This window comes from Pseudomonas sp. S36 (genome assembly GCF_016647875.1).
GTDB lineage: Bacteria > Pseudomonadota > Gammaproteobacteria > Pseudomonadales > Pseudomonadaceae > Aquipseudomonas > Aquipseudomonas parafulva.
The window spans coordinates 1-21989 of the sequence record NZ_JACVVG010000016.1; the positions used below are offsets into that span (position 1 = coordinate 1).

Annotated in this window: 21 protein-coding genes; 11 read left to right on the forward strand and 10 right to left on the reverse strand. The window is 63.9% G+C overall.

Going from position 1 to position 21989, the window contains the following annotated elements; genetic code table 11:
* Nucleotides 1–276: 276 nt before the first annotated feature.
* Nucleotides 277–1008, forward strand: a complete 732-nt coding sequence (locus tag IAE36_RS11360) for a hypothetical protein (protein WP_201212566.1) — start codon at nucleotides 277–279, stop codon at nucleotides 1006–1008.
* 13 nt (nucleotides 1009–1021) lie between these two features.
* Here the strand turns inward: IAE36_RS11360 and IAE36_RS11365 are convergent, their stop codons facing one another.
* Nucleotides 1022–1906 carry an alpha/beta hydrolase gene (locus IAE36_RS11365; protein ID WP_201212427.1) on the reverse strand — a complete coding sequence of 295 codons (885 nt, stop codon included), beginning with the start codon at nucleotides 1904–1906 and terminating at the stop codon, nucleotides 1022–1024.
* Between the two features lie 164 nt (nucleotides 1907–2070).
* Here IAE36_RS11365 and IAE36_RS11370 point away from each other — a divergent pair, with 164 nt between their 5' ends.
* The gene (locus tag IAE36_RS11370) at nucleotides 2071–3147 is read left to right on the forward strand and encodes a metal-dependent hydrolase (RefSeq protein ID WP_201212429.1); all 1077 of its coding nucleotides are present in this window, start codon (nucleotides 2071–2073) and stop codon (nucleotides 3145–3147) included.
* Nucleotides 3148–3150: 3 nt separating this feature from the next.
* Nucleotides 3151–3849 (forward strand): TraX family protein, encoded by a 699-nt coding sequence (locus IAE36_RS11375; RefSeq protein WP_201212431.1) that lies wholly within the window; start codon nucleotides 3151–3153, stop codon nucleotides 3847–3849.
* A gap of 69 nt (nucleotides 3850–3918) precedes the next feature.
* On the opposite strand, the gene IAE36_RS11380 is transcribed toward IAE36_RS11375, so the two are convergent.
* Complete coding sequence (locus tag IAE36_RS11380; RefSeq protein WP_201212433.1) at nucleotides 3919–5451, reverse strand: FAD-dependent oxidoreductase; 1533 nt, start codon at nucleotides 5449–5451, stop codon at nucleotides 3919–3921.
* Nucleotides 5452–5594: 143 nt separating this feature from the next.
* Nucleotides 5595–6920: an MFS transporter gene (locus tag IAE36_RS11385; RefSeq protein ID WP_201212435.1), complete on the reverse strand. Its 1326-nt coding sequence runs from the start codon at nucleotides 6918–6920 to the stop codon at nucleotides 5595–5597.
* Nucleotides 6921–7081: 161 nt separating this feature from the next.
* On the opposite strand from IAE36_RS11385, the gene IAE36_RS11390 reads away from it, so the two are divergent.
* Both IAE36_RS11390 and IAE36_RS11395 read left to right on the forward strand, forming a co-directional pair.
* A complete protein-coding gene (locus IAE36_RS11390) occupies nucleotides 7082–8179 on the forward strand; it encodes a sugar diacid recognition domain-containing protein (protein ID WP_201212437.1) in 1098 nt (365 codons plus the stop codon).
* A gap of 108 nt (nucleotides 8180–8287) precedes the next feature.
* Nucleotides 8288–9439 (forward strand): glycerate kinase, encoded by a 1152-nt coding sequence (locus IAE36_RS11395; protein WP_201212439.1) that lies wholly within the window; start codon nucleotides 8288–8290, stop codon nucleotides 9437–9439.
* Here IAE36_RS11395 and IAE36_RS11400 read toward each other — a convergent pair.
* Together IAE36_RS11400 and IAE36_RS11405 are read right to left on the reverse strand one after the other, a co-directional pair.
* Nucleotides 9429–10379 carry a site-specific integrase gene (locus IAE36_RS11400; RefSeq protein ID WP_028634039.1) on the reverse strand — a complete coding sequence of 317 codons (951 nt, stop codon included), beginning with the start codon at nucleotides 10377–10379 and terminating at the stop codon, nucleotides 9429–9431. The two genes, IAE36_RS11395 and IAE36_RS11400, sit on opposite strands and share 11 nt — an antisense overlap.
* Before the next feature lie 78 nt (nucleotides 10380–10457).
* The gene (locus IAE36_RS11405; protein WP_201212441.1) at nucleotides 10458–12683 is read right to left on the reverse strand and encodes a putative bifunctional diguanylate cyclase/phosphodiesterase; all 2226 of its coding nucleotides are present in this window, start codon (nucleotides 12681–12683) and stop codon (nucleotides 10458–10460) included.
* A gap of 162 nt (nucleotides 12684–12845) precedes the next feature.
* On the opposite strand from IAE36_RS11405, the gene IAE36_RS11410 reads away from it, so the two are divergent.
* From IAE36_RS11410 to codA, 3 genes are read left to right on the forward strand one after another with little or no spacing between them, the layout of a single operon-like run.
* Nucleotides 12846–13493, forward strand: coding sequence for a TenA family protein (locus IAE36_RS11410; RefSeq protein WP_201212443.1), 648 nt, complete (start codon nucleotides 12846–12848; stop codon nucleotides 13491–13493).
* A complete protein-coding gene (gene tenA / locus IAE36_RS11415) occupies nucleotides 13490–14152 on the forward strand; it encodes a thiaminase II (protein WP_201212445.1) in 663 nt (220 codons plus the stop codon). Before IAE36_RS11410 ends, tenA begins: the two co-directional genes overlap by 4 nt.
* A gap of 56 nt (nucleotides 14153–14208) precedes the next feature.
* On the forward strand, nucleotides 14209–15450 hold the full coding sequence (gene codA / locus IAE36_RS11420; protein ID WP_201212447.1) for a cytosine deaminase: 1242 nt from the start codon (nucleotides 14209–14211) through the stop codon (nucleotides 15448–15450).
* 15 nt (nucleotides 15451–15465) lie between these two features.
* On the opposite strand, the gene IAE36_RS11425 is transcribed toward codA, so the two are convergent.
* A complete protein-coding gene (locus IAE36_RS11425; RefSeq protein ID WP_201212449.1) occupies nucleotides 15466–16464 on the reverse strand; it encodes a threonine/serine dehydratase in 999 nt (332 codons plus the stop codon).
* A 78-nt stretch (nucleotides 16465–16542) separates the two neighbouring features.
* Nucleotides 16543–17148 (reverse strand): helix-turn-helix transcriptional regulator, encoded by a 606-nt coding sequence (locus IAE36_RS11430; RefSeq protein ID WP_201212452.1) that lies wholly within the window; start codon nucleotides 17146–17148, stop codon nucleotides 16543–16545.
* Between the two features lie 224 nt (nucleotides 17149–17372).
* Here IAE36_RS11430 and IAE36_RS11435 point away from each other — a divergent pair, with 224 nt between their 5' ends.
* Together IAE36_RS11435 and IAE36_RS11440 are read left to right on the forward strand one after the other, a co-directional pair.
* Nucleotides 17373–18359, forward strand: a complete 987-nt coding sequence (locus IAE36_RS11435; RefSeq protein ID WP_201212454.1) for a DNA-binding protein — start codon at nucleotides 17373–17375, stop codon at nucleotides 18357–18359.
* A gap of 55 nt (nucleotides 18360–18414) precedes the next feature.
* Nucleotides 18415–18588: a DUF6021 family protein gene (locus IAE36_RS11440; protein ID WP_177331216.1), complete on the forward strand. Its 174-nt coding sequence runs from the start codon at nucleotides 18415–18417 to the stop codon at nucleotides 18586–18588.
* 57 nt (nucleotides 18589–18645) lie between these two features.
* On the opposite strand, the gene IAE36_RS11445 is transcribed toward IAE36_RS11440, so the two are convergent.
* Nucleotides 18646–18915, reverse strand: a complete 270-nt coding sequence (locus IAE36_RS11445; RefSeq protein ID WP_201212456.1) for a hypothetical protein — start codon at nucleotides 18913–18915, stop codon at nucleotides 18646–18648.
* A 7-nt stretch (nucleotides 18916–18922) separates the two neighbouring features.
* Nucleotides 18923–19423: a DUF4142 domain-containing protein gene (locus tag IAE36_RS11450; protein ID WP_028634030.1), complete on the reverse strand. Its 501-nt coding sequence runs from the start codon at nucleotides 19421–19423 to the stop codon at nucleotides 18923–18925.
* A 155-nt stretch (nucleotides 19424–19578) separates the two neighbouring features.
* Between IAE36_RS11450 and IAE36_RS11455 the strand changes: the two genes are divergently transcribed.
* Nucleotides 19579–21135, forward strand: a complete 1557-nt coding sequence (locus IAE36_RS11455; protein WP_201212458.1) for a sensor domain-containing diguanylate cyclase — start codon at nucleotides 19579–19581, stop codon at nucleotides 21133–21135.
* Here IAE36_RS11455 and IAE36_RS11460 read toward each other — a convergent pair.
* Entirely contained in the window at nucleotides 21132–21851 is a 720-nt protein-coding gene (locus tag IAE36_RS11460; RefSeq protein ID WP_028634028.1) for an MgtC/SapB family protein, read from the reverse strand. The two genes, IAE36_RS11455 and IAE36_RS11460, sit on opposite strands and share 4 nt — an antisense overlap.
* Nucleotides 21852–21989 lie beyond the last annotated feature (138 nt).

Genomic DNA, 21989 nt, shown 5'->3' on the forward strand with positions numbered 1-21989 from the left:
CCGGTGCCATACACCGCGTTGCCTGCTTCGCGGGTAAACCCGCTCCCACAGTGATTGCGTCAATTCTGAGATCTTGTGGAAGACAGTTGCTCCCACAATGGGTGTGGGTTGCCTGCGAAGCAAGTTGTCTGCATAGCAGCCCCGGTGTCAGGGCTGTTCACCCAGCGTTTGAGGGCCGCGCCCCACAGCCACCCGCACTTTTTCCATTTTCGGCGCTCTATCCTAGGCCCAGGCCGCTGCGATCCCCGCGTGGCCGCCGATTTCGACCCGGTGCCGATGGTTGCGTGCAAGCCCCACCTGTTACCCCGCCTGCTGCTGGCAGGCGCCCTCACATGCCTGTGCGCCTGCAGCCATCAGCAAGGGCGTGACATCGTCAACCAGTTCAGTGACGGCAAACCCAGCGAGCTGTTCCAGACCAGCGTAGACCGGCTGGCCACCCTGGCGATGCGCGACAACCTGCAAAGCCTGTACCTGCTGATGAACAAGCTGTACCTGCGCAACCCCAGCCAGTGGAAGCTGTCCGGCTACCTGGATGCCGCCACCGCCGAACGGCAGATCCGCATTGCCATCGAGCAACGCCAACCCCTGCCACAGCTGGGTAACCGCCGAGACCTGGCGGCCCTGAGCTACGCCCTGAGCCCCGAATTTCGCGGTGACCGTGTGGGCGCCTTCATCTATGCCATTGGCAGCATGCTGATCACTGCGCACGGCGGGCGCACCGAGTTCTACATCACCGACACCATCGACCCGCTGTTCGTCAACAACGCCGCGCGCAACATTGAGAAGGCCACCTGGATGCTCAGCCAGCGCCAGGATGCCAATGGCGTACTGCTGTTGTTCTCCAACGAACTGTCAGAAGAGGGCCGCAACCTGAGCTTTGCCGTGGAGTTTGGCAAGGTGGTGGCCCGCCTTGACCTGCTGGCCGAGCTGCTGGATGAGCGCTACCGCCGTATTGGCCTGAACTATGCGCAGAGTTTGTTGCTGATGAACTTCCTGCCGGTGCAGTAAGTGTGGCCGGGGCCTACAGCAACGCCTGGATGGCCTTGCGATAGCGCTGGCCCGCCAGGCTCATGCTGTTGTTGTGGGTGGCGCCGGGTACCAGCAGCAAGGTCTTGGGCTCTTGCGCTGCCTCGAACAGTTGCTGGCTGAAGCGTGATGGCACATAACGGTCGTCCAGCCCATGCACCAGCAACACCGGCACCCCCACCTCGTGAATCTTGTTCAGCGAGTCGAATTTCTGCGACATCAGCCAGCGCACAGGCAGTGAGGTGTTGGCCACCACGGCGGCCACATCGCCGAGCGAGGTGAAGGTGGACTCCAGAATCAGCCCCCGTGCCGGGGCGACGCCCGCCTTGTCGCGTGCATCACGGGCCAGCTCGCTGGCCAGTTCCACCGCCACCGCGCCGCCCAGGGAATGGCCGAAGATCAGCCGCTTGGCAGGGTCCGGCTGCAGCTGGGCGAACCGGTCCCAGGCAATGCGCGCATCCTCGTACACGGTGGCCTCCGAGGGCAGGTCGCCGCGGCTACGGCCAAACCCGCGGTAATCCACGGCGAGCACCGAATAGCCCATGGCATGTAACTGCTCGATGCGAAACAGCTGGCCGGTGAGGTTCCAGCGCACGCCGTGCAGATACAGGATGGCCGGGGCGTTGGCGCGCTGTGCAGGCCACCACCAGGCATGCAGGCTCTGGTTGTCGGTGAAGGTACGCGGGCGCAGGTCCAGTTCCTGGATGCCGCTGGGCAGGCCATGGAACCAACTGGCCTGGCCCGGCTCGATACGGAACACCAGTTCCCGTTCCTTGTGTTGCAACACGGAGCAGCCGGCCGGCAGCCCGAGCAGCAACAGGGCGGCGCACAGCCAGCTGAACCAGCGGCGGCGCAGGTGGGCAAACATAAAAGTAGGCATGCGGGCTTTTTATCAAATGCACTGCCCCGAATGTGAGAAAAGTTACCGAACGGCCGCACCGCTTGTTTGCAAGCTGTTTCGGCCGTGCCTGGGCGACCCCGCAATTGCGCTGGGCGCCCCTATGCAGGTAGCGTGCGCTAATACCCCCTGACAAAGGCCTTCCCTTGGACTCCATCACCCAAGCCGTTCTTGGTGCGGCGCTGCAAGGTACCGTGCTGGGCCGCCTCCAGGGCCGCCGTTCGCTGCTCTACGGGGCAGCGCTGGCAACGGTGCCCGACCTGGACGTGGTCATCCGCTACGCCGACCCGGTGTCACGAATGACCTACCACCGTGGCTTTTCCCACTCCCTGTTCGTGCTCACCGGCCTTGCGCTGTTGTTGGCATGGCTGGTCAACAAACGCTGGCCTGGCAAGGGCTATACATTGCCCAGGCTGTTCCTGGCGTTCTGGCTGGTACTGGTAACCCACCCGGTACTCGATGCCTTCACCGTGTATGGCACCCAGTTGTTCTGGCCGTTGCAACTCACCCCACAAAGCTGGGCGGCGGTGTTCATCATCGACCCGGTCTACACGCTGCCACTGCTGGGGGCGGTGCTGTACGCAGCCAGCAAGGGGGTGACGTTGAAAGCCACCCGCCTGATGGCCCTGGCACTGGCATTCAGCACCGCCTACTTGGGTTTTGGCCTTGGCAGCCGCATGGTGGCGGAGCACCGCTTCCAGGCCGCACTGAATGCTCAGGGCATACAGGCCAGTGAAGTGCGCGCGGTCCCGATGGCCTTCAACAGCCTGGTGTGGCGCGTGCTGGCCAAGGCGCCCGGTGGCATCTACTACGAAGGCGTCAGCAGCCTGTTCGACCGCGGCCCGCCAGAAATGCAGCGCCTCACCCGCCACTTGCCGCTGGCCGAGGTATTGGCGAACGACCCGTTGCACCAACGGTTACGTTGGTTCACTGACGACTGGCTGCGCTATGACCAGGTGGGTCGCACGCTGGTGGTGACCGACCTACGCATGGGGACGCCGGGCAACTACAGTTTCCGCTTCGACTTCGCCCAGCTGGACGACCAGGGGCAGTGGGTGATCCAGGCGCCTACCGCGCACCAGGCAGGCGGCCCCGGGTCCATGTTCAACAGGCACGACCTGGCCCTGATCTGGCGGCGCATAGTCGCCCAGCAACCACCGCTCCCCCTGGCCAGCTGGACCTCTCGCTACCTGGGCGTGCAGCCTCCTGAAGCCAGGCATTGACCCATGCGCGCACCCGGCCTGGACCTGGTGAAATGGCTGGCGATGCTGACCATGGTCGCCGATCACCTGCGCTTTGTCTGGCCGCAGGCCGACGGGCTGTTTGTGGCCGGGCGCTTGGCCTTTCCGTTGTTTTGCCTGGCCATTGCAGTGAATGTGGCCAGGCTCGCGTCGGGGCCGCTGTGTACCCGCAGCAACGTGCGTTACCTGGGTTTAATGCTGGTGTTTACCGTGTTGTCGGAACCGGTGTATCGCTGGCTGGACAGTGGGTCATCGACGTTCAGCATCATGCCAACGCTGGTGTTGGGGCTGCTGGTTGCCTGGGGTGTGCACTATCAACAGGGCTTGGCACGCCTGCTGGGTCTTGCAGCACTGATAAGCGGCTGGCTGGCAAGCGATCGGTTGATGTATGGCTTGCCGGGGGTGCTGCTACCCGCCGGCTGGCTGCTGGCACGTCGGCACGGTGGCGCTGGGTGGTTAGTGCCGTGCCTGCTGGCCATGGCGGGGAACTTGACCAATGGCTGGTTGCGTGAGCATTTGCTGGCGCCGTTTACGTGGCTTGTGCTCACCGCGGCACTGTTTGCAATCCCATTGGGGGTTGGCTTACTGCGCTGTACCAGGCCCGAAATACCGGCCGTGGGGCGGTGGGGGTATGCGTTCTACCCAGGGCACCTCGTGCTGATCAAGCTGATGGGTGGGGGTTAGGCTCACCGTGGTGGGTGGGCCGACGCTGGCAAGCCGGCTTGGGAGCCGGAACGCCAGCGGTCATCGGCTTCAACTGACGGGCACCACGATCAACTCAAGGGCTTCGGCCAGGTCCAGCGGCCGCCTCATACGCTGCGACAGCACCATCATCGCATCGGCATAACCCTTGGCGATCACGGCCTGCACTTGCCCAGCCGTACACTGCAGGGCAATGAAGTCACCCGATTCCGGTGCCCCCACGTACTCCATCTGGTCCCACGTCTGCGCATGCCCCAGCCTTTCGTAGCGCTGGCCATGATGGAAGGTCCAGAAGTAGGGCACATCTGCGTAGTGCCGCTTCTCACCGAGCATGTTCGCTGCCGCAATCACCCCGTGCTGCTGGGCCAGGCGCCAGTGCTCGATACGTACCGGGTGGCCTGAGAGCGGAAAGGTGGCGATATCGCCTGCAGCCCACAGGCCGTCGGCCACGCGCATTTCACCGTTGGCCTGCAGCGACTTGTCATCCGCCAGCGCCACGCCCTGGATGAAGCCTGTGACGGGCTCGACCCCGGTTCCCAGCAGCACCAGCGCGGTGGCCAACCGTTCACCTGTGCTCAGCAGCACGGCCTGCGCCTGTTCGTCGCCTTCGATGGCAACGACATCTGCCGGGCCGTGAAAGGTGACGCCCTTGCTCTGGTGCAGCGCACGGATGCTTTTACCAATTCGCTCGCCCAGTTGTTTGGCCAGGGGCACTTCGTGGCGGCTGACCACATGCACCTGGGCGCCGTACTCACAGAGCGCCGAGGCAGCCTCCAGGCCGATGAAACCATCGCCGACGATAACCACGGGCTCCCCCGGGGTGGCTGCGTCGAGCAATTGCTCGGCGTCATCGCGGGTACGCAAGGTATACACGCCGGCAAGCGTGCTACCTGGCACGTCAACACGCCTCGGCTTGGCGCCTGTGGCCACCAGGCAGGCGTCATAGTCGATGCTCTGCCCGTCAGCCAGCAGCAGCTGGCGTTTCTGGCTGTTCAGCGAGCGCACCTTGGCGTGCTTGCGTTCCAGCTGCCCCTTGCGCAGGTCATCGGGCTCCAGCAACGCGGGTACCTCGTCGGGCGGCATTTTACCGGCAAGCACAAATTTGCTGAGCGCCGTGCGGTCATAGGCGGGGTGGCGCTCCTGGTCAATCCATACTAGGCGGCCGGCGAAGCCTTGATCCAACAGTGTGGCGACCGCCGCAGTACCTGCCGCGCCGGCACCAACCACCACGAAGCAGCGGGCATCGCTGCGCCGGGCTGGCTGGGGCTTGGGCAGCGGGCGATCATCCACCCATACCCGTGCGTCCTGGACCCAGGCCTTGTAGCGTTGCAAGCCCGTGAGTGCCGGCGGCTCGCAGACTGCGCCATCGCCAAGGGCAAACGCGGCCTTGTGCCACGGGCAAATCAGCATGCCATCACAGACACGGCCTTCGTCGAGCGGGGCGCCGGCATGGGGGCAGGTGCCTTGGAAGGCGTGTACCTGGTCACCTTGGCGCAGCAGTATGAGCTCTTCACTGCCAGCCTGCACACGCAGGGGGCGCTGATCGTCGAGGTCGCTCAGATGGGCTACGGCGTGGTGGGTCATGGGTGTTTCTCCAGGGAAGGGCTCTGGAGGTTATGACGCCGGTCGGGGGAGGGAGATGCGTTGGGCTGACGACCGGCAGGGATGTTCCGTCTGTAGGATAGAGCGCCGCACGCGCGGCGCTCTATCTTCCAGGCGCTGAAACTCTACCGGTGAACACCGCCTACCACACCACTCCGGGTAACCCGCAGGGCCACCAGGCTGCCCAGCACGATCAGTGCCGCCAGGGAATACAGCGCAGCGTCGGTCGAACCGGTCTGGTCCTTGATGAAGCCCACCAGATACGGGCTGAGGAACCCGGCCATCTGGCCCACCGAGTTGATGATGGCCAAGCCTGCGACGGCGGCGCCTGCGCTCAGCAGGGCAGTGGGCATCGGCCAGAACATCGGCAGGCCGGTCAGTGCGCCCATGGTGGCAATGGACAGGCCCAGAATGGCAATGGTCGGCGTGCCGGCGAAGTTCACCGCAATCAGCAGCCCTGCTGCACCCATCAGCATCGGCACGACAAGGTGCCAGCGCCGCTCGTTGCGCAGGTCGGCCGAGCGGCCACACAGAATCATGAACACACCGGCCAGCAGGTACGGAATGGCACTGAGCCAGCCGATCAGCAGCGGGTTGTCGAAGCCCATGTTCTTGATGATCGACGGCAGCCAGAAGTTGATGGCGTAAACGCCACTCTGGATGCAGAAGTACACGAACCCAAACGTCCAGATCAGCGGGTTGGTCAGCACCGCCCGCACAGTGTCGCCAGAGGTGCGGGGCTTGGCGTCGGCGTCGGCCTGCAGGTCGGCGGCGATCAGCTGGCGTTCGCGGGCATTCAACCAGTGGGCCTTCTGGTGGCCGTCACTGAGCAGGAACACCGCCAGCGCACCCAGCGCCACGGTCGGCAGGCCCTGAATCAGGAACATCCACTGCCAGCCGGCGAGGCCGTGCTGGCCTGCGGCGAAATGCTCGAGGATCCAGCCGGAGAACGGCCCACCCAGCAACCCCGAAACCGGGATGGCCGACATGAACAGGGCCATGATGCGGCCCCGACGCGCTGCCGGGAACCAGCGCGAAAGGTACAGCACCACACCGGGGAAGAAACCTGCTTCGGCAGCGCCGGTGAGCAGGCGCAGGGCATAGAACTCGGTGGGGGTGGTGACGAACAGCAGGCAGGTGGACAAGCTGCCCCAGGCGATCATCATCAGGGCAATCCAGCGCCGCGGGCCAAAGCGGTTGAGCGCCAGGTTGCTGGGCAAGCCGCACAGCACGTAGCCGATGAAGAAGATGCCGGCGCCGAGGCCGTAGATGGTTTCGCTGAAGTTGAGCGCGTCGAGCATCTGCAGCTTGGCAAAGCCGACGTTGACGCGGTCCAGGTAGTTGAACAGGTAGCAGATGAAAATGAACGGAATCAACCGCAGGGTAATGCGCCGGTACAGCGCGTTACGCTCGGTGTCCGTGCCGTGGTCAGGGGCGGGGCTGTGTGCCATGATCGGGTTCTCTTTTGTTATGGTTGTCGCCGCGTCGCCTGTGCCGGCGCTCGCCCCACCGAGTCTCGGGGACGGCGGCATGCCTGTCTTTGTGCTTTTGCACAGCACCGGCCAGCCACTGCTGTGCCCTGGCCCAATCGCTCGCTTGCAAGGACCCTTGAATGTTCGAACTCGACCACGACCTGGCGCAGGATATTGTCGACCGGGCGATGGCCATTCTGCCGTGCAACGTCAATGTCATGGACAGCCAGGGACTGATTCTGGGCAGTGGCGAGCCTGAGCGGGTGAACACCCGCCACGAAGGTGCGCAACTGGTGTTGGCCAACGGGCGCATCGTCGAGCTGGATACCGATGCTGCACGCTGCCTGAAGGGCGTGCAACCGGGCGTGAACCTGCCGCTGATGCTCGATGGCCGGCTGATGGGCGTACTGGGCCTTACCGGAGACCCGCAACAGGTGCGGACCTACGCCGAACTGGTGCGCATGACTGCCGAGATGCTGCTGGCCCAGCGTCACCTGCAGGCCGATCAGCAATGGCGCCGTCAACGCTGCGATGACCTGCTGGCGTTGCTGCTGGGTGGCGCGGGCGATTCGCCACGGCTATTGGATGAAGCACGGCAACTGGGCCTCAAGCCTCAGCTGCCGCGGGTGCCGTGCCTGTTTGAACTGGCCTCGGGCCCTGACGCCGACGCGCTGGCCGCTTGGCTGATAAGCCGTTACCCCGACAGCTGGTGCGTGAGCCCTGCGCGCCAATCGCTGCTGTGGTGCCGCCCGGCAGGCGCTGCGCTGGATGAAGCACGCCTGCTTGAACGCCTGCAACGCCATGGCTGGGTTGTCGAGCGCCTGGCGCTTGGCAGCGTAGCCCAGGGGTTGGAACAACTGCGCCGGGGCTATCGCCGCGTCCGCGACCTGCTCGCCTACGGCAGGGAAGTGCTGCCTGGCGAACAGTTGTTGAGCCTGCACCGCTACAGGCTGCCGGCAATGCTGTGGCGCCACCGCAGCGATGACGCCCTGGACGAGCTGCTGGAGCCGCTGCAACGCATCCGCACCAAGGATGGCAACGGGCAGTTGCTTGCCACCTTGCGTGCCTGGTGTGCCCATGACGGGCAGAGCCAGGCCTGTGCCGACGCGCTGGGCATCCACCGCAACAGCTTGCGCTATCGCCTGGAGCGCATCGCCGAGCTGGGCGAGGTGGACCCGCTGCGCATGGAGGGCATGCTCAGCCTGTACCTGGGTTTGCAGTTGCTGCCCGCTGGCTGACCAGCACAGGCAGTTGCCCAAACAACCTCCGCGCAGCGTTGTGCATTTGACTGAGGCCGCTGGCGTTGCCAGGTGTCAGCATGCCGCTATCAGGACAGGAGTATCACCATGAAAATCGTCATCGCGCCCGACTCGTTCAAGGACAGCCTCGACGCGGCCGGGGTAGCCCGTGCCATTGCCAACGGCCTGCGCGAAGCGCTGCCCAAGGCCGAATTGATCGAGTGCCCGATGGCCGACGGAGGTGAGGGCACCATGGAGGCCATCCTGGCGGCAAGCGACGGCGAATTGCGCCGGCAGACCGTGCGTGGGCCATTGGGGCACAAGGTGGAGGCAGGGTGGGGCTGGCTGCCGCAGAGCCGCACCGCAATCATTGAAATGGCCCAGGCCAGCGGCCTGCAGTTGGTGCCTACCGGTCAGCGGGATGCCTGCCGCAGCAGCACATGGGGCACCGGTGAGTTGATTGCGGCAGCGCTGGCGGCTGGGGCCAGGCGTGTGGTGTTGGCGATTGGAGGCAGTGCCACAAACGATGCTGGCAGCGGCATGTTGCGGGCGCTGGGCCTGCGCTTGCTGGACGCCCACGGGCAACCGCTGGTTGAGGGTGGTTTGGGCTTGGCAGGCCTGGCCAGGGTCGACGCCAGCGACCTCGACCCACGCTTGGCCGAGGTGCAGTTTGAAGTCGCCGCAGACGTCGACAACCCACTGTGCGGCGCGCACGGTGCATCGGCGATCTTCGGGCCGCAAAAAGGTGCCAGCCCCGAGCAGGTGCAGGCGCTGGACAAGGCGCTCGGCCATTTTGCCGACCATTGTGCGCGCCTGTTGGGCGAGGACGTGCGCGACTTCCCGGGATGTGGCGCCGCAGGCGGCATGGGCTTTGCCGCCAGGGCGTTCATGGGCGCGCAATTCCGCCCAGGGGTAGAAGTGGTGGCTGAACTGACGGGGCTGGATGCCTTGGTTCAGGGCGCGGACCTGGTCGTGACGGGCGAAGGCCGTTTCGACGCCCAGACCCTGCGCGGCAAAACGCCCATGGGCGTGGCGCGGGTCGCCCAGCGCCATGGCGTGCCGGTAGTGGTGCTGGCAGGTACGTTGGGGGAGGGCTACCAGCAACTTTACGCCCACGGGGTGGACGCTGCGTTTGCGTTGGCTGACGGGCCGATCAGCCTGGACCAGGCCTGTGCCGATGCGGCCCGGCTGTTACAGGCCCGCGCCTGCGATATCGGCCGCCTGTGGCAGTGTGCTCGCCAGCGGTCAGTCAGGGCGTAAGGGCCGGCAGCGGGCTGGCCGGCAGCAGGGCGAGTTCACCGAAACGCTGCGTGGCGTCGATGTAGCGCAACGCAGACTTGGCATCTTTCCAGCCCACATAACTCATCAGCGCCTTGAGCTCCCAGCCGTTGGCCGTGGCCCAAGTGGCGAAACCGCGGCGCAGGGAGTGCCCGGTGTACAACGCCGCCGGCACCCCGGCGCGCTCCAGCATGCGCCGCAACACGCCGACCAGGCTGTTGCTGTTGAGCGGGGCATCGCCCAGGTTGCCCCAGCGGTCAAGCTTGCGGAACACCGGGCCGTGGGCAATGCCCGCCACCTCCAGCCATTGCAGGTACGCCGTTACCGGGCACAGGGCCTTGAGGGCAGGGGTGCGGTGCTGCACCCCCAGCGCCTCTCTGTCACCTTTGCTGCGTGGCAGAAACAGGGTGATGCCGACACCGGGTTCGGCCTGAATGTGCTCCACCCGCAGCCGCGCCAGTTCATCCCCGCGAAAACCGCGCCAGAAACCCAACAGCAACAGGGCGCTGTCACGCCTCGCCCGCCGCAACGTGTGCAAGTCGTGCTGTTCGCGGGCCAGGCGCGCCTCCTGCTCAAAACAGCCCACTGCGGTTTGCAGGTGCTGCAACAGCAACGGCGCCGCCTGCCGTGGCGGCGCGGGGTGGAGGGTGCGGATACCGCGCAGCACCTGGCGCACCAGCGGCGCTTTGGTGGGGTCGGGAAAGCCTTGGCTGATGTGCCACTGGCTAAGCGCTGCCAGGCGCTGGCGCAACGTGCTCACCGCGTGCTGGTTGGCGTGATCGGCCAGGTAGCGGGCAATGCTGTCGGCCGTGGCCGGCAGGAAGCCGCCCCAGTGGGTTTCGAAGTGGTCGATGGCCGCCTGGTAGCTGCGCCGGGTGTTGTCACGGGTGGCAGCGCGCAGGTAGAGGTCTATATCGGTCATGGTCCGGGGCCAGCGGGGTGTGCGAGGCCTATACGATACCTACAAAATGCGCGGGTGCGGTAATTGGGGCTGCCGGTATCAGTAAGCGACTTTCTCTTCCACCTCTTTGAACGGCGCGTACTCACGCAACTGCACATCGGACAGCGGGCGGCTGAAGTGATAGCCCTGGGCGATATCGCACCCGGCCAGCTTCAAACACACCACCTGCTCACGGGTTTCGACCCCCTCGGCCACCACTGCCAAGCCCAACCGCTTGGCCAGAATAATGGTGGACGAGACGATCGGGCTGTCGTCAGGGCTGTTGGACAGTGAGGCGATCAACGACCGGTCGATCTTCAACTTGCTCAACGGCAGCGAGTGCAGGTGGGCAAAGCCTGCGTAGCCGCGGCCAAAATCGTCCAGGCTGATGCCGAGCCCAGCCAGACGCAGCCGATGCAGGTGCTCAACGCCCGGGCCTTCGGGGTCCAGGATGGTGGTTTCGGTGATTTCCAGCTCCAGTTGCCCCGGTGCAATGCCATGGCTGTGCAACCCATCGAGCAGGCGGCTGGCGAAGTCCGCCTGGCGCAACTGCAGTGCGGACACGTTCACCGCCAGGCGTGCCTCCCGCCCTTCGGCGGCCCAGCCCGCCAGCGCCTCGCAGGCCAGGCGCAGCACTTCCCAACCCAGCTCGACAATAAAACCGCTGCGCTCTGCCAGGCCGATGAACCGGTCTGGGTAGAGCAGGCCAAATTCGGGGTGGTCCCAGCGTACGAGCGCTTCATAACCCACTACCTGGTGGGTATCCAGATGAATCTGTGGCTGATAGTGCAGCACGAACTGGCGCGCCGACAACCCGCTGCCGAACGCCTGCTCCAGGGTAAACGCCTGAATATCCGCCAGGTTCAGCGACGGGTCGAAGAACCGGTACTGCGCACGCCCGGCCTGCTTGGCCGAATACATGGCTGCGTCGGCGCTGCGGATCAGGCTGTCGATGTCCTGGCCATCGCGCGGGCAGATGCTGACGCCAACGCTGGGGCTGGTGTTGACCTCCTGGCCGTCCAGGGCATAGGTGGCCGAGAGCCTGCGCACCAGCTCACCGACCCAGGCGTTGATCTGGTCTTCGCTGCGCTCGCCGGCCAGCAACACCACAAATTCATCGCCGCCGAAGCGCGACGCCTCGTCCCCGGGCTCCAGCAAGCGCTGAATACGACCGGCAACGGCCTGCAGCAGCAGGTCGCCAATCTTGTGCCCCAATGAGTCGTTGATCGACTTGAAGCGGTCCATGTCGATGAACAGGATCGCCATCAACTGCCGCCGCCCACGCTGGCGAGTCAGGGCCAGCGCGGCCACCTCGACGAACTGGCGGCGGTTGTGCAGGCCGCTGAGGTGGTCGGTGGCAGCGGCATGGCTGCTACGCCGGTGTTCGTCCTCCAGGCGGCCGATCAACTGCTGGTTGACCTGCTGGGCATGCTCCAGCGCGCTGAACGCTTCCTGGCGTTTACGTAGCAGGCGCAGGGTCCAGGCCAGGCTGGCAAGAATCATCAGGGTCATGCCCAGGTTCAGCCAGAACTGCCTGGCGTAGGCCAGCTGCGAAGGGGTGACGATTTCCGCCTGGGGTTGGCTCACCACCACGCTGAACCCGCGTTCGGGTACCCGCCTGTACAGGCTTTGGTAGGCCTCGCCTGCGCCGTACTGGGTGAGCAACCCGGCGTCCGCACCGCGGCCACTCAAGGCTGGCTGCAGCGGGCTGTCGATAGCCGTCACACCGCGGCCATCGATGCGCAGGCGCTCCAACCCGTCATCCTGCACGAGGCTGACCCGGCCGCCGCTTCCCAGGTCGACAGGGTGCAGCAGTTCTGAGAGGTACAGGGGCTGCAATTGAAGCAGCAGGACCTTGCCATTGTCGCCCCCGCCAAGGGGCACCAGGGCCCTCAGGGCTGCGCCTTCATGAGGCAGTACTTGAGCCAGAAATGGCTTGGCACCGTATACCGCCAGTTGCCTTTCCAACTGTGTGAGCCAGGGCTTGGGCAGCTGGGCGGGGGCGTCGGGCAGGGTAGCCGATAGCAGGCGGCCGTGCCGGTCATAAAGGCCCAGGCGCTTGAATGCAGGGTCGTCGGCCTGGCCGCGGTCGAGTGCCTGGCGCAGGTTCTGGCCGATGATGCTGGCCAGGTTCAGGTGTTCGGCAGCTTTGGCCGCCAGCGCGTCTTGACCGGCCGATGCTTTCTGCGAGATATGCAGCCCCCAGAGGAACGCCAGCGTGGCAGCACACAGCAACAGGATCAGCAGCCGTAGCAGGCTGGCGGAAGAAAGCGAACGACGAATCACTTCTGATAGTTCCCGACCCTGGGTGAGGCCACAACAATACGACAGGAAGATGACAGCACGGTGACTGGTGGCAATTAGCCTTTATTCTTTTGCCCGGCGCGGCGTGACAGGGGCACAAGCATTGCGGTATAGGTCTGCCATCCCTTGATCGAAGGCACTCTCATGACCGAACCTTTCAACCAGGCCTTGCGTCGCCAATGCGAGCCAACCTGGTGCGCGGCCACCGGCCACCGTTTCGTGACCCAATTGTGCGACGGCACCCTGCCAGACCGCGTGATGATCGACTACCTGGTACAGGACCACCGTTTTCTCGACAGCTTCCTGACCCTACTGGGCGCAGCCATCGCCACCGCAGACACCTTCGAGGCGCGCCTGCGCCTTGGGCGTTTCGCCGGGATGATTTCCAGCGATGAGAATACCTACTTCCTGCGGGCCTTCGACGCACTGGCTGTAAGCCCGGCCCAACGCAGCGAGCCGGCGGATACGGCGCCCACTGCAGGGTTCAAGGCGATCATGCGCGAGGCGGCTGCCACCCGGTCGTATGCTGCAGCGCTGGCAGTGCTCAATGTGGCCGAAGGCCTGTACCTGGATTGGGCGCTGAAGGCACCGAAGCCGCTGCCGCAGCACTTTGTGCACGCCGAGTGGATCACGTTGCACGACAACCCCGCTTTTCAGGCCTTCGTTGCCTTCCTCCAGGCGGAACTTGACCGCGTTGGCCCTGCCGAAGCTGCCCTGGCCACGGACTTCTACCAGCGCACCGTGGCGCTGGAGCTGGCATTCTTCGACGCCGTTTACCCGGAGGGCCAATGAGCATGGATATCTTCGCGCGCTTGAAAGCGGCCGCCACACCACAGTGGCAGCGTTACGTGGACCACGACTTCGTGCGCCAGATGGGCGAGGGCACCTTGAGCGAGGCGGCGTTTCGTCATTACCTGGTTCAGGACTACCTGTTCCTGATCCAGTTCGCCCGGGCCTGGGCGCTGGCCGCCTACAAAAGCCGGCGCCCGGCGGATATCCGCGCAGCCCAGGCCGGGTTGGCAGCGATTCTGGATGAAACCGACCTGCACCTGCGCTTGTGCGCCCGGTGGGGCCTGGGCCAGGCCGATATCGAAGCGGCATCAGAACACCCGGCCACCGTCGCTTACACCCGCTACGTGCTGGACTGCGGGGCGGCTGGCGACCTGCTGGAGCTGCACGTGGCACTGGCGCCGTGCGTGATCGGCTACGCCGAAATCGGCCAGGCGCTGGCCGAGCAGGTCGGTGACCTTAGCCAACACCCGTATCGCGAGTGGATCGGCGAGTACGCCGGGCCGGCGTATCAGGCGGTGGCCGCAGCGGCGCGTACGCATCTGGACGAACTGGCCACCCGCAGCATGACCGAACAACGCTTCGCCGAGCTGGTGGGCACTTTTGCCCAGGCGTCGAACCTGGAGGCGGATTTCTGGCAAATGGGGCTGGACGCAGCCTGAGGCCAGGGGCAACCTGCCCAGCACGCAACCCCAGGTAGTGAACGAGGAGCAACGGCATGAACGTCATCAACGCCCGCCTGCGTGGCAGGCCTGGCCTGTTTCGCATCGAATTGAACGGTGCCGCCATCGCCGCCATCGTGCCCCAGCCCGACGTAGTCGCGCCTGGGGCTGCCGATGACCTGGACGCGGGGCAGAACCTGGTAGTGCCGCCCTTCGTCGAGCCGCACATCCACCTGGACGCGACGCTGACGGCGGGGGAGCCGGAGTGGAACATGAGCGGCACCTTGTTCGAGGGCATCGAACGCTGGGCACAGCGCAAAGAAACCACTACCCACGACGACATCAAGGCCCGGGCCAAGAAAACCATCGACATGCTGGTGGACCACGGCATCCAGCACGTGCGTACCCACGTGGATGTCACCGAACCCGGCCTGGTCGCACTCAAGGCCATGGTCGAGGTCCGCGAGGACGTGCGCCACCTGGTAGACCTGCAGATCGTTGCCTTCCCCCAGGAGGGCATCGAGTCCTACCCCAATGGCCGGGCGCTGATGACCGAGGCGATTGCCATCGGTGCCGACGTGGTGGGCGGCATCCCGCATTTCGAGAACACCCGCGAGCAAGGCGTGGCCTCGGTGAAGTTCCTCATGGACCTGGCTGAGCGCAGCGGCTGCCTGGTGGATGTGCATTGCGACGAAACCGACGACCCGCAGTCGCGCTTTCTCGAGGTGTTGGCCGAGGAAGCACGGGTACGGCAGATGGGCCCGCGGGTCACGGCCAGCCATACCGTGGCGATGGGGTCGTACGACAACGCCTACTGCTCCAAGCTGTTCCGCCTGCTGAAACGCTCGGGCATCAACTTCGTCTCATGCCCCACCGAGAGCATCCACCTGCAAGGCCGTTTCGACAATTACCCCAAGCGGCGGGGCGTGACCCGTGTCGCGGAAATCGACCGCGCCGGCTTGAACGTATGCTTCGGCCAGGATTCGATCGTCGACCCTTGGTACCCGCTGGGCAACGGCAACATCCTGCGCATTCTGGAAGCCGGGCTTCACATCTGCCACATGCTGGGGTACGAGGACCTGCAGCGCTGCCTGGACCTGATCACCGACAACAGCGCCCGCACCCTCAACCTGGGCGAGCGCTACGGCATCGAAGTGGGCAGGCCGGCCAACCTGTTGCTGCTATCGGCGCCGGATGACTACGAAATGGTCCGTAGCCAGGGCCATGCGCTGGTGTCGATACGCCATGGGGAGGTGCTGATGCGCCGCACGCCGGCCCAGGTGCACAGGCTCGGCTGAGCCCACGGAGCGCGTTCAGCTGATGGCTTGGCTGAACTGCTCCAGCACGATATTCCGGCCGCACAGCACCACAGCTACACGCTTGCCTTGGTAGCGTGCGGCGAGCTTGTGCATGCCGGCCACAGCGACCGCGGCAGCGCCTTCGATGATCCAGCGCTCGTGGCGGGCAATGTCGCGCATGGCAGCTTTTATTTCGCCCTCACTGACCAGCACCGTATCGCTCAGTAGCGCCTGGCATAGCGGTAGGGTGATGCTGCCGGGCTCCACACCCCCGGCAGTGCCGTCGGACAGCGTAGGCTGCGCGTCGATGTCGATGATTTCGCCGGCCTCCAGGGAACGTTGCAGGGCCGGGTCGTTTTCTGGCCAGCAGCCAACGATGTGCGTACCGGGTTTCAGGAACCGTAAGGCAGTGGCAATACCGGCAATCATGCCGCCACCGCCCACGGCAACGAATACGGCATCCAGGTCGGGCGCCTGTTCGAAAAGCTCGATGCCGATGGTGCCTTGGCCGGCAATGACCTGCAGGTCGTTGTAGGGGGATACGAACACCTTGCCTTGGGCTTGCGCCTGCCTGGCCGCTTCCAGTTCAACGCTGAGCGGGTCTGTCGGCAAACTGATGACCTGTGCGCCCAGCGCGCGCATGGCCTGCACTTTATAGGCGGAGGCAGACGTGCTGGTGTAAACGGTCACGGGCACTCCGGCCCGCTGGCCGGCCAACGCTAGCGCCTGCCCATGGTTGCCGGAAGATGCAGCAATCACACCGCTCTGCCGCCCACCTTCATCCAGCAGGCGGATCTTGTTGCTGGCTCCGCGAAACTTGAATGAACCGGTGTGCTGCAAGTGCTCGCACTTGAGCAGCACCTGGCAGCCCGTAATGGTGGACAGGCCAGGGCTGAATTCAAGCGGGGTGATGCTGACGGCGGGGCGCAGTTTGCTGTGCGCTTGAGTGATTGATTCGTAGAGTGCATCGAGGACTGAACCATCAATCTGTTTGAGAGAAGCAGTAAGGGGCATGGCAGGTCCCGATCTACAATGGAATTGATGTCCATAATAGAATCTATGTCTACTTACATCAACAGCGGGGATGTCTGGTCAGCGTTTGAGGTCTTTCAGGTACTTGTACACCGTCGCCCGCCCCATGCTCAGCACATTGGCCACGTAGTCCGCACCGCTGCGCCCCCCGAATGCACCCTCGGCGTGTAGCGCCTGTACCAGTGTGCGCTTGTCTTTCATCTTCAATGTCTGCAACGAGAGGCCATTGGCCTGCAGCCAGCCATGGAGGAAGGTATTGATGCGTTCCTGCCAGTCATTGCGAAACAACGCATCGGGTTTGGCAACAACACGGCTTACCTGGAAGAACGCTTCCAGCGCCGCGTGCGCCTGTTCGAGCACCGACACATTCAGGTTGATGCACATCAAGTGTTCGGCAACGCCCGCCTCGTTGCGCAGCACCGTACTGATGGCGCGCACCTTCTGGCCATTCCAGTTGAGCTTCTCGTAAGGCCCCAGGTTGACACCCTCCAGCAGGGCGTCCAGCTCGTCATCAATGGCGGAGTCATCCCCCAACTGGCGTTGGGAGAAGTTGTTGGCGATGTACGCCACGGTCTGGCTGGCCAGGTCATGCACGATGACCTCGGCGTGGGGATAAAGCAGCAGCGAGATGCTGTCGGCGATTGCCTTGTAGTTCTGCAGGGTCATGTCGATGAGGCCTTGAGCGTTGCGTGCATGGTGGCGCCTGCGGGTGAGCGATTCAAGGTACTGCGCACTGCCAGAGCGACAGGATAGGCACTCAAAAAAGCACTCACATTCGATAAGCCGTGATTATTCCACCTTATCCTAGGCTTGAAATGCGCACTCCACTAGCTCAGAATTGGTATGTAATTACATACTACGTACAACAGTACAAAATAGTAGGAGATCCCATGGCCCGCGGTGGCATAAACAAGGTTGTGGTGCAGCAGGCCCGGCAGGCGCTGATTGCCAGGGGCGAGAACCCCAGCATCGATGCCATCCGTATCGAACTGGGCAATACCGGCTCAAAAACCACCATCCACCGTTATCTCAAGGAGCTCACTGGCCAGCAGCCCGTGCCCTCGGAAGGCGGCGCACCGATCAGCGAGGTGCTCAGCCGCATGGTCGGGCAACTGGCGACCCAACTGCAGGACGAAGCCGACCTCTCTATCGAGCAGGCTGAGCGGGTGTTCACCGAACAGCGGGAGCATCTGGAACAGGAACTCGCCACCGTTCGCCAGACCCTGGCCGAGGCCCAGCAACAGCATCAGATTGATGTCGCTGCATTGGCAGCGGAGTCCGAGAAGCTGCAAACCGTGCACAGCACGCTACAAACGGAGCAGCTGCGCAACGCCAGCCTGAGCCAGTCGCTGGGCGAATTGCAGGTCCGCCTGGCAGACAAGGAGGCACAGGTCAGCTCGCTGGAAGACAAACACCGCCATGCCCGCGATGCGCTTGAGCATTACCGCAATGCCAGCCGGGACCAGCGTGAGCAGGAGCAACGCCGGCATGAGGCGCAGCTGCAGCAGATACAGGTGGAAGTGCGCCAGTTGCAGCAGGGCATGGTGGTGAAACAGGACGAGCTCACCCGCCTGCACCGGGATAACGAACGGTTGCTGGGCGAGCACCGCCAGGCGTCGGGCGAGAGCCGCACGCAAAAAGAACTACTGGAGCAGCGCGATGCGCAAATCCAGGGCCTGCGCACCCTGCTGGCCCAAGCACAGGGCAGCAGTGATGAACTGCGCCGTCAGCTTGCCGTACAGGTGCAAAGCCTGGAGGACAAGCGCGGCATCTGTACCGAGCAGGCCAATCAGCTTGAGCAGTTACGCGTGCAATTGCAGGGTAGGGATGAGGCGTTGGCGCGGTGCGAGGCTGCGCACGATGCCGCGCAAGATTAATCAAACTTTCGGGGGCGGGTGGTTTCTTCAATAGGGCAGCCATTGGAGAAAAACCATGACCGGTAACGACAAAGCACCGAGCACCCAGCAGGGGCCTCATTCCACTGACCACGCTGACAAACCGGACGACCTCGGGTTTGATCCGGACTCACCCAGCGTCGACGACCCTCAAGTGGACCCTCAGGGCCCCGCCAAACCGCCGCGTGACGTGGAGAAAGATACGCAATAAAAAGGGCGGCCAACAGGCCGCCCCTTTAAAACACCGCCAAACGGCCTCGCACGTCCTTCAGGACTCGGCTTTCTTGGCTGCCTCGGCCTTTTTCGCTGCATCTACCCCAGCCGCCGACAGTTTGATGGGGTAGCTGAGGCTCACATTTTCATCGCCGTCCTTCAGCACGCTGCCGTCGTGGATCAGCCCTTCCTGCTGCAGCGACATGAGCATGTCAGCCACTTCCTTCTCGCCCCGGTAGTTATCCAGCAACTCCTTGCCGAGACCATGCGGGTGAGCATGGTGCAGACGGGTAAGGACTTCGGATTTGAGTGCGTCGTTGCTCATGGTTACCTCACTTGCCGTGTTGGGTTTGCAGTGCCTTGGCATGCTGCAGGTGCTGTTCTAGCTTGGGCAATGTTTCTGCAGCGAATGCCTTCAGCTCAGGCTTGTCGGAAGACTCAGCCTCTTTCTTGAACAGGTTGACGGTTTTTTCGTGGGCATCGACCTGGTTGTTGACGTAAGACTTGTCGAAGGACTCGTCACGCCATTCCAGAATGACCTTTTTGATCTTGTCGGTCAGTGCAGCTTCATCTGGCACCGAGATGTCCAGCTTGGCGGCAATGGCGGCAAGCTTCTGGTTGGCTTCTGTGTGGTCTTTGACCATTTGCTGAGCGTAGGTCTTGATGTCAGCGCTCTTGGTCTTTTCCTGAGCCAGGTTGCCGGTGACGATTTCTGCGATGCCGGCTTCGGTCGCTGCGTCTACGAAGTCGTCCGAGCTGGCTGCAAATGCGTGGACCGATGCCATGCCGAGCACCATGGACAGGCCGACGCGCTTGATGAAGAGATTGCTCATGTTCCGCTCCTTAAACGATGGCGCGACGTCAGTGTCGCGTACTGTTGAGGCCCGGCAAGACGCAAAGGTTTAATCTTTTTGCCCTGCGCTACGCACCTGCGCGGCTAGCTGGCTATAGTCAAGTGCGACCAGTGGACCACGACCTAGGGATTCGAATGCGTGCAGCCGCGGATCAGGATGACCAAGGCCTCCTCGCTCTGACGGGCGAGGGCAGGCGGGTGTCGGTGTTTCGCCTGGTGTTGGCGTTCATGTTGCTGGTGCTGGTGACATTTGCAACGGTCGAAGGCTGGCGCATCTGGCGCGATTATCGCGATGCCTTCATCAACGCTGAAAATATGGTCACCAACCTGGTACAGGCCACCGCACAGCACGCCGAAGACGCCATCCGCCAAGTGGATGCGATTACCGCCGCACTGGCCGAACGCCTGGAAGGGGATGGCTTCGATCATATCGACCGCCCCCGGTTGCATGCGCTGCTTGCCCAGCAGAAAAGCATCATCCCGCAGTTGCACGGGCTGTTCGTGTACGGGCCCGATGGGCGCTGGATCGTCACGGACAAAACTGCCAGCCCAGCTGCCGCGAACAACGGCGACCGCGATTACTTCATCTACCACCGCGACCACCCGAGCCGGGCGGTGCGCATCGGCTCAGTGGTGCGCAGCCGGTCTACCGGCAGCCTGATCATTCCCATATCCCGGCGCCTGCAGCATGCCGATGGCAGCTTTGCCGGGGTGCTGCTGGGCACCATCAAGGTGGACTGGTTCGTGCGCTACTACGGTGAATTCAAGATCGATGAACGTGGCGCTCTGGTATTGGCCAAGCGCGACGGTACCATTCTGGTGCGGCGCCCCTTCGTCGAGCGGGTGGTGGGGCGCAGCCTGGCCAACAGCGAGATTTTCCGCAATCACCTGCCGTACGCGCCACAGGGCCTGGTGGAAGCCGTTGCGGTGGTCGATGGCACGCCGCGCCTGTATGCCTACCGCGCGTTGACCAGTTACCCGCTGGTGGTGGAGGCAGGGCTGTCTCGGGAGTCCATCGTGGCGCCCTGGCGGCAGGATGCCCTGAAGTCTCTGGCTGTGCTGTTGCTGTTGGTGCTGGGCTTCGCGGTCTTTGGCTGGGTAGTGTTGCGCCAGTTGCGTGAGCGCATTGTCATGGAGCGTGCCTTGCACCAGGCCCATCAGACATTGAAGGCGCTGGCACTGACCGACAGCCTCACGGGCCTGGGCAACCGTCGCCGGCTCGATGCAATGTTCGATGCAGAACTGCGCAGGGCCCGGCGCCAGGGCTACCCACTGGTGGTGGTGATGCTCGACCTGGACTACTTCAAGGCCTACAACGACCGCTATGGGCACCCGGCAGGTGATGCGTGCCTGCAGCGGTTCGCCGCGCTGTTGCGCCAAGCCATGCGCCGCCCGGCCGACCTGGCTGTGCGCTACGGCGGCGAGGAATTCACCTTGTTGCTGCCCGATACCGACAGCCAGGGCGCCCAGGCGCTGGTGCGTGAGCTGCAGCAAGCATTGCGTGGGCAGATGCTGGAACATGCCGGCAGCCCGCTGGGGAGGGTTTCATTCAGTGCCGGTATTGCCGTGGCGGACCTCTCCCAGCAAGCACTCACCCCGCAGCAACTGCTGGGGGCGGCGGACCTGGCGTTATACGAGGCCAAGCACCAGGGCCGCGACCGTTACGAAGTGATGGAGCGGGTGGCGGGTTAATCTGCTGCCAGCGCATGCTGCTGCGCCTGCAACTGCCAGCGCACTGAGCTGACGCCTTTTTCCAGGCTGACGCGGCTTACCAGCCGCTCCAATTGCGAGGGCGCCTCGGAAGTACCCAGCAGTTCGGCGCGCACTTCCAACCGGGAAGGGTCTGCCAGGTCTTCACTGTGCAAGGACTGCAAGCGCAGCCCAGGGTCGCTGAGGCTGTGCAGCATCAGGCTGCGCACCTGGATCTCATCCTGGGCCCGGCAGACGATACGCACCTCGAAATGTTGCTCCACCTCACTGGCAGGTACCACCTCCTGGCGGTCCAGCCGTTGGGCAATGTCACGCAGCAGAATATTGGCGCACAGCACCACCAGGCTGCCCAAGGCAGCTTCCAGCAACAGGCCAAGGCTGCACAATACGCCGATGGCGGCGGTGCACCACAAGGTCGCCGCAGTGTTCAGCCCACGCACGTTGAAACCGTCGCGCATGATCACCCCGCCACCGAGAAACCCGATGCCCGACACCACGTAGGCAGCGATGCGTGAGGCATCGGTAGGCTGCATGCCCGGCACCGCCTGGGTCATCAACACGAACAGACAGGCACCGGTGCTGACCAGCGCATTGGTACGCAGGCCAGTGAGGCGCTGACGCAGTTGCCGCTCGGCCCCGATCAGGGCGCCCAACAGCAGGGCAATGCTGACGCGCAGCAGAAAGACTTTCCAATCCATAGCAAACCTCATCCACGGGCAGGTGCCCGTGTTGGCGTCGATACGTTCGACGCGGTTAAGAAAACCAGAAATGCGCAGGACCACGAAGGGAGAGGAGGAGTGTTGAAACCGTCACCGCCTTGGCAAAGCCGCCAGGCA

Coding starts and splice junctions, on each gene's coding strand:
- codA (WP_201212447.1), top strand. CDS start 14,209: ATGAACGTCATCAACGCCCGCCTGCGTGGCAGGCCTGGCCTGTTTCGC.
- IAE36_RS11400 (WP_028634039.1), bottom strand. CDS start 10,379: ATGACCGATATAGACCTCTACCTGCGCGCTGCCACCCGTGACAACACC.
- IAE36_RS11365 (WP_201212427.1), bottom strand. CDS start 1,906: ATGCCTACTTTTATGTTTGCCCACCTGCGCCGCCGCTGGTTCAGCTGG.
- IAE36_RS11375 (WP_201212431.1), top strand. CDS start 3,151: ATGCGCGCACCCGGCCTGGACCTGGTGAAATGGCTGGCGATGCTGACC.
- IAE36_RS11410 (WP_201212443.1), top strand. CDS start 12,846: ATGACCGAACCTTTCAACCAGGCCTTGCGTCGCCAATGCGAGCCAACC.
- IAE36_RS11425 (WP_201212449.1), bottom strand. CDS start 16,464: ATGCCCCTTACTGCTTCTCTCAAACAGATTGATGGTTCAGTCCTCGAT.
- IAE36_RS11360 (WP_201212566.1), top strand. CDS start 277: ATGGTTGCGTGCAAGCCCCACCTGTTACCCCGCCTGCTGCTGGCAGGC.
- IAE36_RS11460 (WP_028634028.1), bottom strand. CDS start 21,851: ATGGATTGGAAAGTCTTTCTGCTGCGCGTCAGCATTGCCCTGCTGTTG.
- IAE36_RS11445 (WP_201212456.1), bottom strand. CDS start 18,915: ATGAGCAACGACGCACTCAAATCCGAAGTCCTTACCCGTCTGCACCAT.
- IAE36_RS11390 (WP_201212437.1), top strand. CDS start 7,082: ATGTTCGAACTCGACCACGACCTGGCGCAGGATATTGTCGACCGGGCG.
- IAE36_RS11455 (WP_201212458.1), top strand. CDS start 19,579: ATGCGTGCAGCCGCGGATCAGGATGACCAAGGCCTCCTCGCTCTGACG.
- IAE36_RS11435 (WP_201212454.1), top strand. CDS start 17,373: ATGGCCCGCGGTGGCATAAACAAGGTTGTGGTGCAGCAGGCCCGGCAG.
- IAE36_RS11440 (WP_177331216.1), top strand. CDS start 18,415: ATGACCGGTAACGACAAAGCACCGAGCACCCAGCAGGGGCCTCATTCC.
- IAE36_RS11430 (WP_201212452.1), bottom strand. CDS start 17,148: ATGACCCTGCAGAACTACAAGGCAATCGCCGACAGCATCTCGCTGCTG.
- IAE36_RS11450 (WP_028634030.1), bottom strand. CDS start 19,423: ATGAGCAATCTCTTCATCAAGCGCGTCGGCCTGTCCATGGTGCTCGGC.
- tenA (WP_201212445.1), top strand. CDS start 13,490: ATGAGCATGGATATCTTCGCGCGCTTGAAAGCGGCCGCCACACCACAG.
- IAE36_RS11380 (WP_201212433.1), bottom strand. CDS start 5,451: ATGACCCACCACGCCGTAGCCCATCTGAGCGACCTCGACGATCAGCGC.
- IAE36_RS11395 (WP_201212439.1), top strand. CDS start 8,288: ATGAAAATCGTCATCGCGCCCGACTCGTTCAAGGACAGCCTCGACGCG.
- IAE36_RS11385 (WP_201212435.1), bottom strand. CDS start 6,920: ATGGCACACAGCCCCGCCCCTGACCACGGCACGGACACCGAGCGTAAC.